The sequence below is a fragment of the Gluconobacter sp. genome (assembly GCF_047723935.1).
GTDB lineage: Bacteria > Pseudomonadota > Alphaproteobacteria > Acetobacterales > Acetobacteraceae > Gluconobacter.
The window spans coordinates 1-8,760 of sequence record NZ_JBDOBO010000088.1 but is presented as its reverse complement, the minus strand read 5'-3'; the positions used below and the strand labels follow the sequence as shown (position 1 = coordinate 8,760).

The 8,760-nt window shown below is 56.6% G+C and carries 10 protein-coding genes and 1 pseudogene; 4 read left to right on the top strand and 7 right to left on the bottom strand.

Going from position 1 to position 8,760, the window contains the following annotated elements:
* Together ABF979_RS15150 and ABF979_RS15145 are read right to left on the bottom strand one after the other, a co-directional pair.
* Nucleotides 1–565, bottom strand: a 565-nt coding sequence (locus tag ABF979_RS15150; RefSeq protein WP_415560591.1) for an adenosylhomocysteinase, incomplete at its 3' end; no start/stop codon positions are given.
* Between the two features lie 90 nt (nt 566–655).
* Nucleotides 656–1,009, bottom strand: a complete 354-nt coding sequence (locus ABF979_RS15145) for a hypothetical protein (RefSeq protein WP_202206856.1) — start codon at nt 1,007–1,009, stop codon at nt 656–658.
* A 196-nt stretch (nt 1,010–1,205) separates the two neighbouring features.
* On the opposite strand from ABF979_RS15145, the gene ABF979_RS15140 reads away from it, so the two are divergent.
* Both ABF979_RS15140 and ABF979_RS15135 read left to right on the top strand, forming a co-directional pair.
* Nucleotides 1,206–2,270 (top strand): transporter, encoded by a 1,065-nt coding sequence (locus tag ABF979_RS15140; RefSeq protein ID WP_046900389.1) that lies wholly within the window; start codon nt 1,206–1,208, stop codon nt 2,268–2,270.
* A 104-nt stretch (nt 2,271–2,374) separates the two neighbouring features.
* Entirely contained in the window at nt 2,375–2,845 is a 471-nt protein-coding gene (locus ABF979_RS15135) for a hypothetical protein (protein WP_202207286.1), read from the top strand.
* A gap of 273 nt (nt 2,846–3,118) precedes the next feature.
* Here ABF979_RS15135 and ABF979_RS15130 read toward each other — a convergent pair whose 3' ends face one another.
* From ABF979_RS15130 to mutY, 5 genes are all read right to left on the bottom strand, one after another.
* On the bottom strand, nt 3,119–4,282 hold the full coding sequence (locus ABF979_RS15130; RefSeq protein ID WP_415560590.1) for a thiamine pyrophosphate-binding protein: 1,164 nt from the start codon (nt 4,280–4,282) through the stop codon (nt 3,119–3,121).
* Between the two features lie 25 nt (nt 4,283–4,307).
* The gene (locus ABF979_RS15125; RefSeq protein WP_415560589.1) at nt 4,308–4,685 is read right to left on the bottom strand and encodes a hypothetical protein; all 378 of its coding nucleotides are present in this window, start codon (nt 4,683–4,685) and stop codon (nt 4,308–4,310) included.
* Nucleotides 4,686–4,758: 73 nt separating this feature from the next.
* On the bottom strand, nt 4,759–5,940 hold the full coding sequence (locus tag ABF979_RS15120; RefSeq protein ID WP_415560588.1) for a Gfo/Idh/MocA family oxidoreductase: 1,182 nt from the start codon (nt 5,938–5,940) through the stop codon (nt 4,759–4,761).
* A 111-nt stretch (nt 5,941–6,051) separates the two neighbouring features.
* A complete protein-coding gene (locus ABF979_RS15115) occupies nt 6,052–6,675 on the bottom strand; it encodes a hypothetical protein (RefSeq protein ID WP_415560587.1) in 624 nt (207 codons plus the stop codon).
* Nucleotides 6,672–7,733, bottom strand: a complete 1,062-nt coding sequence (mutY, locus tag ABF979_RS15110) for an A/G-specific adenine glycosylase (RefSeq protein WP_415560586.1) — start codon at nt 7,731–7,733, stop codon at nt 6,672–6,674. The genes ABF979_RS15115 and mutY overlap by 4 nt, the downstream gene beginning before the upstream one ends.
* Nucleotides 7,734–7,743: 10 nt before the next feature.
* Between mutY and ABF979_RS15105 the strand changes: the two genes are divergently transcribed.
* Both ABF979_RS15105 and ABF979_RS15100 read left to right on the top strand, forming a co-directional pair.
* Nucleotides 7,744–8,262, top strand: coding sequence for a DciA family protein (locus ABF979_RS15105; RefSeq protein ID WP_064275159.1), 519 nt, complete (start codon nt 7,744–7,746; stop codon nt 8,260–8,262).
* Between the two features lie 114 nt (nt 8,263–8,376).
* Nucleotides 8,377–8,760 (top strand): annotated as a pseudogene (locus tag ABF979_RS15100) (hypothetical protein); the annotation flags it as partial.

Genomic DNA, 8,760 nt, shown 5'->3' with positions numbered 1-8,760 from the left:
ACTTGGACTTCGTGACGCTGTCGTTCACGTTGATGGCCGGAACCTTCAGCGTGCCAGCCTTGGCCATCTGCCAGAGGCGATGCACACCCGTCGTCGTTTCTTCAGAAAGACCGCGAACGTCCTTCAGGAGTTCCGGGAACTTGTCGTGCATCATGACCGTGAGGTCACCGCCGTCATCAAGGATCATGTTCGGCGTCCAGCCGTCCGGACCCGTGATGGTCTGCTCAATGCACCAGTTGAATTCTTCTTCCGTCAGGCCCTTCCAGGCGAAAACCGGAATGCCAGCGGCAGCGATGGCAGCTGCGGCGTGATCCTGCGTGGAGAGGATGTTGCAGGACGACCAGCGGACCGTGGCACCAAGGGCCGTCAGCGTCTCAATCAGAACTGCGGTCTGGATGGTCATGTGCAGGCAGCCAGCGATGCGGGCGCCCTTCAGAGGCTGGGAGTCCTTGTACTCTTCGCGGAGTGCCATCAGGCCGGGCATTTCGCCTTCAGCGATGGAAATTTCCTTACGGCCCCAGTCTGCCAGGGAGATGTCGTGTACCTTGTAGTCCTGCGTGGTCATGATTGGCCCTTACTGCCCGTCTTTGATGGCAGCAGGTATAGAGATTTGGCGGAGCCACGCAAAGTGTGGCTCCGTCGCACCTGACCTGTGTCAGTTCGGCTGTGTGGTGTCAGGCTTGGTTTTTACCGTCAGGTGCGGCTGATGTGTCCGCTTCAGATGGTGTTTATATTCTGTCTTGCCCTGCTTGGTGGTGTCCGACATGGCATGAGGAGCCTTGGGCGCGGGCTGATCCGGTTGCTCTTCAATCGTGTTGGGATTGGTGGGCAGATGATTGGACGGCTGATCGATGGTAGAGTTCTGGGCCTTCTGCGCTGCGGTGTTGGCCGTTTGCGTCTGGTCGTTACTCGGGCTGCTGATGGCCTGTGCGAATGCTGTTGAGGACACGGCAGGCGCGGCCATCAGAACAGCAGTGGCAAGCAGGGAAGCTTTGAGGCGAAAAGTCATGATGATATTTCCTTTGGTGCTGAAGAGCTGGCTCTTCCAGGAATAATCTGTTAACTCCCGGCCGGCGTAACAGTTGCCATAAAGAGCATATTGCGTCTGCTGTGCGGCCATGTCAGAGAACGGCAGATCACCTCTGTCGTGTTGCTCAGTGCCGACGAAGGTCCAGAATATACCCCCTGAAGAACAGGAGGATGCCGTGTCAGAGAACTCCACCTACAATTTTCCTTTCACGGTGATCGATCCTGCATATCAGGAGACGGGGAAGCCTGCGTTTGCGAATGGGCTGGTATGGGCTGTCCATGCTGTGCCTGGACAAGACCTGCGACCTCTGGGGCAGGAAGAGGTTGAAGATCTTCTGACGCCCGGCCATGAGTTGACGTCTCAGGGCTGGTTCTGGCTTCACTTTGATACGGTCCACAGCTCCGCGAGGTCGTTCGTCGCACATCTGCCAGATCTGCCTGAAGACGTGTGCGGGATGCTGGCAGAAACGGAATACGGGATCGCGCTTGAAGCAGCGGATGACCTGATCTGGGGCGCACTGCCAGCTTTTGACGATGCCTTGTCGGAAGATGACAGGGAAATTTGTGCATGGCGTTTTGCAATGCGACCCGATCTTCTGATTACGACACGGCGCAATCCGATCCCGGTTCTTGGAGCGGCTTACCGGTCTTTGAAAGCCGACCATATTCCGCCGACGCCGGCAGGAATTATTGATCGTGCCCTTCGGGAGTTCACAGGGACGGTGCGGCGTCAGCTCGGCCAGCTTGATGACGATCTGGATCGCGCGGAAGATGCTCTTCTACTGATCGAGCATCGTTCTGATCTCGGTCATCTGGGCGGTATTGTTGGCAAGGTGCGGCGTCGGGCGACGGAGTTGCGCCGTGTTGTGACGCCAATTGATCGCGTTTTGAAAGACGAAGATCTGGATCTCCCAGACTGGGCGGAAGATGAACTGCGGGATCGTGCGGAACGTCAGGTTCACGCTGCTCTGGACGATCTTATCGCGCTTCAGGATCGTGCCCGGTCATTGCAGGACGAACTGGGCTCTAATCAGGCGGAAGAAACCAACCGACGGCTCTATATCGTTTCCGTGGGAACGACATTGATGCTTCCCGCTACGTTCGTGACGGGTTTTTTCGGAATGAATACCGGGGGAATGTTTCTGGCTCAGGGAGCGTGGGGAACTGTTGAGGCCGGTTTTGTCTGCTTCGTTTTTATGAGTGTGACGTTTTTGTTCATGAAATTCGCACGTCTTCTCTGAAGGCTTCGCAGCGTTAAAATTCTTGGAAATTTCGCGGGATAAGGTCTTGGCCTTGTCGCTTAAGCGGTTAGTCTGTGTATCTGTTACGAAAAGATACAGTTATTTTGGCTGTGCTTGATGATGGGGACTGGACAGTGATAGCGCGTTTTCAAAAGACCATTGCTCTTGGCGTCTTGGGTGTCAGTCTGGCTGCGTGTTCACCGGATGTGTACACACCCAAAACGGCTATTGCGGCGGCAGCGGCAGACCCGACGGGTGTTGTTGGCACATTTGAGATGACTGTCCAGCGCGTCGGCCGACAAGACAATATGGTCTATCTAGATTCTGCCGATAATTATCGGGATCCAACGACGCTCATCATCGCCATTCACGAAAGCACGGCAAACGACTTGCTACAGGGGACGTCCCAGACGGCAGAGCAGTATTTCATGCACCGTCGGGTTCGGGCCTCAGGTCTGGCCAAAAAAGTCCCTGTCGGACGGCTCAAGGCAGATGGCACCGTTGGTAGCATTTATTATCAGACGCAGGTTTTTATCGGCGGGGTCGAAGATATAAAGATTCTACCCTCGGACTAAATCTGTAGCGGTCTGTTGGTGGTGATTTCGGGATGGGAAGGCGGATCAGCTTTCCCGTGATGGGGTGAATGTGTGGAAGCAGCGCGCCTGTCTCAGCTAATTAACAATGCAGAGTAGGCCGGACGGTTCTGATGGCTTCTGCAGGTTTGGGCAGGGTCCGCGTGTAGCTCTGGTTATATAAGCCGTCGCGTGAATTTCGGTTTTGATGACGTAGAGCGTTGCGAGAGCAATAATGATGCGCGCTATACCCAGAGGACTTCCGGTACGGATCGACTATGAGGACGTGGTGGCCATTAGACGTTGGGGCTGCCACGGCATTTCGTCCTCGGCTTGCGTTCCTCTTGGAAAAGATCTGCGACGTATGTTGCTCTGACGTGTTGTTTCATCGTTGGTCATCGGGGTCGTTAAAGGAAAAAACCAGGGTTGATAGTCCTCCTTTGAAGAGGCCGGCCTGCCCTGAGAGCGATGGGCAATTTCCCTTACGAAGTCCTTAAGGCAGAAGCCGTTGAAAGTGCGATTATTGACCGTGACACGATCTGGGTTGATCTCCAGAACGTTCTCGCCGTGAATAAGGTTCTGCCAGCCTACGGAGGAATAATCATTCCAGACTGGGGCGAGCGTGATGATTCCATCCGCCTCATGAATGATCTTTTCTGTCCTCGGATTGCTGACCTCGTCCCAGTAAATGCTCTGGAAAGCCGGATGCTCTTCGGGGAAGAGGCTTTTGGCAGCACTCACAACCGTAATGCTGCACCCAAGGCCGTCAGCGAGTTCTGTTGTGTTTTCAAGTGCCTCAGCTGCCGGAAGCTTGCTGCCGACAAGAATAACGATTCTATTCCGTTTTTCGAGGAAGCAGAGACTTTCATCAACAGCTGCATTCAGGCTTTCCAAATCTGACGTCGGATGGGAGCAGAGTGAGGAAACCGGACTGGGTCTTACGCACGGCTGGTCTGCGATATGACAGGCAATTTCCAGATATGCGGGTTTTTTCTCACGCAGTGCCGTTCGAATAACGTGATCGATCTGTGCCGGTGCTGTTTCAGCCGAAGTGATAATTTCTGCGGCTACGGTAATGTGGCGGACCATCCCGATCTGGCGGAGGGGGGCAAGATCCGACCTCGGGTCACGCGTGTTGGGTGTTCCTGAAATCAGAATAACCGGCAGATTTTCGGCATAGGCTTCGCGAATGCCATTCAGGGCAGAAATGGCGTCAGCGCCAAAGGTGATGACTGCGGCCGCTGCACCGTTGACGCGGGCATAGCCCTCCGCTGAAAGGCTGCAAGTCAGCTCATTGCAGCTATAAATCTGCTTCATGCCACCATGCGTGAGAAGCTGATCGAGCAGGACGAGATTGCAGTCTCCCGTTACGGCGAAATGATGCTTCAGGCCAATCTGGGTGAGACGTTCCGCAAGGTAATGTCCGACGGTGAAAATCATGTCTTCCGCGCTTCAGGAGCCATGATCAGTGAGTGGCCGCCTTGAGGGGCGTCTGTTCTGCAGCCGTTGGGGCAGTTTTGCCGAGTGTGGGAACGCCATGAGGCTGCTGGGCTGCATATTTCTCGAAGGCTTCCTGCGTGCCGATATAAGCGCAGTCACAGATGTCCCGGTCTGCGTAGATGTAACGCAGGCCTTCCGGTATAGTCCGGGTCAAAAAGACATGCTGTGGCATGAGCTGAAGCTCGGCCCGGCGTGATGGGGAATTGGCTGGGTGTCTAACAAACCCCGCAGAAGCGAGTTGCTGTTCCTGCGGACTCATCGGTTCAGAGACACAGCCAGCAAGGCCAAATGCTGCAAGGCACAGGGCTGTCGGGACGGAAAGGGCAGAAGAAAGTTTGAACATAGCAGGTATCCTAACTGCCTGAGCGGCGAGGGGTTCCATCTCATGCCAGGGGTGAGCGTGGTTGGGAGTGAGTTTACAACGCATCTTTAGGCAGATGGATCATCTGACCGGTTCTGGCGGACTGGTAGAGCGCTTCCATCAGTTTCTGGTCCCGCAGGCCCTCTTCACCGGGCGTCCGGGGTGTCTGGTTCTTGAGAATGCATTCGGCAAAATGGTCGATTTCCAAAGCAAACTGGTTCCCGGCCGGGATATGCCATTCGCTGACGGCTTTATGGTCGCCCTGGCGTCGTCCGATCCGCAGGCGGTGGCCTGTATAGGCGAAGGCATTTTCCAGAGTGATCCACCCTTTCTCCAGTTGGATACGAAGGTCTTTGCTTTCGTGCGCGCCATAGCTGGTCGCGCAGTTGGCAATGACGCCTGACGGGAAGCGGAGCATGAAAGAGAATGTTTCATCCAGGTTTCTGTAGCGTGGATCATCGGGGGGGCTGACCATTTGCGCGAACAGACTCTCAGGTTCTTCTCCGAGCACCGCGCGCGTGCCGTTGAGGCAATAGAGGCCGATATCCGGAAGGGCTCCTCCGCCAGCCAGTTCAGGTTTGAGGCGCCACTGATCGGCGTCTCCCTGCATCTGTGTGTTGATGGCTTCGACGAGTTTGGGGCGGCCCAACTCGCCGCTTTGAACCAGTTTTCTGACAAGCTGGTTGAAGGGTTCATAATGGCAGCGATAGGCAATCATGAGTTTCACACCTGCGGCATGGCAGGCTTCAGTCATGCGTCTGGCGTCCTCGCTTGAGTTGGCCATGGGCTTCTCGCACAGGACGTGTTTGCCTGCTGCTGCGAGGGCTTCGACCTGACCAGCGTGGAGTGCGTTGGGGGTGACGACATAAACGGCCTGAATATCGGGCCTGTCTGCCAGCTTGTGGATTTCGTCATAGGTGAAAAGTGACTCTTCCCCGATGCCATAATCATGTCCCGCGGATCTGGCCTTTTCCTTGCGACCGGAAATAAGCGCTACAGGTTTGGCGAGGCGGCACTGAAGGAAGGATGGAAGAATTTCTCCGAGAGTCAGCCGTCCCAGTCCCATGACGGCGAACCCAACCCGCTCGGACGGGGGGAGCGCATGAGGGGGCTGTGCTTCAGGGACGTCGGCGTCTCCGCGCCAGTTACCGAAGGTGATCTGGCCCTTTTCGACTGTTCCCGTATCCAATTCGGAAGGGAGGAGATGTTTGAGGTCAGATGACGGAGTCTGAGGCATTGTCGCTGCTTTCCCTGAAAGGTGTTCAGGAAAAGCAACGCAGGTTCAGCCCTGAAAGGTCTGCAGAATCCTAGAACCTCACGACAATCGTGAAATCCGTGTCCTGATGTGTCAGCCAGGTCGTCTGACGTGAACCCGGAGAGCAGGCTGATCATCGTTTCGAATAAACGAGATTTCGGCTTCATGCCGTGCTGGCAGCCTCCCGATCTGTTCAATGTTCTGGATGTTGGCTGTGAGGGGAATAGACGTGTCTCCCAGCACCCACAGGAAGTCTTCGCCGGGCGTGATGGCGGAAAGAACCTTGCCTGTTTCCACGTCGATCAGGCTTGCGGCTTGAGAAACCAGGAGAGTGGACAGGCCACGCATGGCGTCTTCCGTCATGGGCAGGAAACGTTCCCATTCCCCGGGGTTCGTAGAGTCTGTTCCAATTCTGCCTGTGCCGGGAACAGGGGCACTTATCAGGAAAGTTTTAAGTTCTTTCTCCTGAAAAATAATCAGACCGTTTCCAGCGTCCAGAGCTTCAAATACGGGCAACGGCCGCGGCATCGAAACGCGCTTTTCAAAAGTGATGTCGCAAGGAAGATCTAGGGGAAGGGCAATCTTTGCGGATATGCCGGGATAGACGCCAGGCTGGAACGGCGTAGGAGAAAAATAGTCGCTGATGGGATCATGATCCAGAACGCGGCCATGCCAGTCCATGAACCACAGCCGGGTTTTGGGAAGAGTCTGGCTCATATTTTCTCCATATCAGTGGCTGCGAGGGCGAGGCATTTCTTCATGACGCCCGGCAATGCTGCACGCGTCGTTGATCGAAACGCACCGAAGGATGGGTCAATCCCTGCATTATGTCCCGCAGGGAGGGTCTTTACGTAAACCATGAGCCGAAGTGTGAAGTGGGTAAAGACATGTGTAACTTCCCCTCTCTGAGACCAGGGTCCCAGAGAGGGAGCATGGTTCATGGCATCTGCTTCAGTCCAGGGTACATCGCGCCACTCCGTCCCCGGAAATTCGTCCATGCCGCCGAGAAGACCTTTTTCAGGCCGGGTTCTCATCAAAACCTGCCCACTTGTATCCAGAAGGACAAAGTGCACGCCGTAACGCGTCGGACGTGCCTGTTTGGGCGCTTTGCGGGGAAGTGTGGACGCTATTCCTTTGGCATGGCCAAGGCAGGATGGACGCCAGGGGCATGTCAGACAAGATGGGTTGCGGGGTGTGCAGATTGTGGCCCCAAGATCGAACAGGGCTTGGGCAAAGTCTGATGGACGATCCTGTGCTTCTGCTGACTGGTTGAGGAGCGCTGCCTGTTTGGCCAAAAGCGGGCGCGAGGCGGGGAGAGGGTTTTCTATGGCAAAAAGGCGTGATGTCACGCGCTCGACATTTCCATCGACCGGTACGACGGGGCGGCCGAAGGCAATTGCGGCGATGGCGCGTGCAGTATAGGCCCCGATGCCTGGAAGCTTCAGGAGGCCTTCGACTGTGTCCGGGAATTGCCCGAGTTCTGCAACGCGTTTGGCGCAGGCGTGGAGATTACGAGCGCGGGCGTAGTAGCCGAGCCCGGCCCAAAGATAGAGAACGTCTTCCTGCGGGGCTGCGGCCAGATCCTGCACGGTCGGGTAATGCGTGAGAAAGCGTTCGTAATAGGCTATGACAGCCTTTACAGTCGTCTGCTGAAGCATGATTTCGCTCAGCCAGACGGCATAGGGGTTAGGCCGCTGCCCCGGGAGGCTGCGCCAGGGAAGGGTGCGGCGGTGAGTGTCGTACCAGCGGAGCAGGTCGGAAGCATCAGGAGTCACGGAGAGGGATATGACGAAGGATCACGGTCCGGACAAGAACCTTCGTGGTCGGGCAGCGGGAATGGACCAAAAGCCCGCATGGATTCCCAAGCGTGGAGGAGCGCGGCAGATCGGCGCTCTGGTGCCGGGAATTACCAAGCCGGCGTTCAAGAAGAAGTCTCCGCTTCTGGTTCGGCTTTCCATGGACTGGGAAGATTTTATCGGTCCACGTCTGTCTCGTGTGACCGAGCCGCGTCGGCTTTCGGCAGGGTCTCTGACGCTGGCGTGCTCGGGGCCGATTGCTATGGAACTGCAGCATCTCGCACCTCAGATCATTGAACGGATCAATACAGCCTGTGGTCTGCGGGGCGAGCATCTCATTCTTCGGTTGAAGATTGTTCAGGACATGACAGCATTTGAGAGGCCCAAGCCGCCAAGGCCCAAGCCCGTTCAGGTTGATGTTCCTGAGATTGAGGATGACGAGTTGCGGGATGCCCTGCAACGCCTTGGTGGCCATATCGGAGCGCGGGGTGGCCGCAGGCGTCGGTGACAGAAGTGTTTCACGTGAAACGACTTGTTTCATGCCCTGAAAGAGCCCTTTTCAGGGACCAGAGTTCTGACGATATGGAAAGTTGAAAAGCGGCTATTTCCAAGGAGACAAGCCATGAACATCACGAAAAAATCTGCTGGAGCCTTGGTGCTGGCCGCATTGATTGGTGCTGCACCGTTCTCGGCCATGGCGCAGCGTGGCGGCGGTCCGGGCGGTGGCGGCGGTGGTGGCTTCCATGGTGGAGGTGGAGGCCGCGGTGGTCCCGGAGGTGGCGGGATGGGCGGATTTCGTGGTGGTGGCCCGGGAGGTGGCTTCCGTGGCGGCCCAGGCGGTGGTTACGGCTATCGTGGAGGCCCCGGTTGGGGCTTCCGTCCCGGCTATGGTGGCTGGGGCGGTGGATGGGGTGGCCCGCGCTTCGTCGGTTGGGGAACGGCCGGTTGGGGTGGATGGAATGGCTTGGGCGGCCCGGGCTGGTTCGGTTACGGCTGGGGTACGCCG

Excerpts from the sequence above, each read along its gene's own strand:
- ABF979_RS15105 (WP_064275159.1), top strand. The coding sequence starts at position 7,744 with ATGACGAAGGATCACGGTCCGGACAAGAACCTTCGTGGTCGGGCAGCG.
- ABF979_RS15120 (WP_415560588.1), bottom strand. The coding sequence starts at position 5,940 with ATGCCTCAGACTCCGTCATCTGACCTCAAACATCTCCTCCCTTCCGAA.
- ABF979_RS15125 (WP_415560589.1), bottom strand. The coding sequence starts at position 4,685 with ATGTTCAAACTTTCTTCTGCCCTTTCCGTCCCGACAGCCCTGTGCCTT.
- ABF979_RS15145 (WP_202206856.1), bottom strand. The coding sequence starts at position 1,009 with ATGACTTTTCGCCTCAAAGCTTCCCTGCTTGCCACTGCTGTTCTGATG.
- ABF979_RS15115 (WP_415560587.1), bottom strand. The coding sequence starts at position 6,675 with ATGAGCCAGACTCTTCCCAAAACCCGGCTGTGGTTCATGGACTGGCAT.
- ABF979_RS15130 (WP_415560590.1), bottom strand. The coding sequence starts at position 4,282 with ATGATTTTCACCGTCGGACATTACCTTGCGGAACGTCTCACCCAGATT.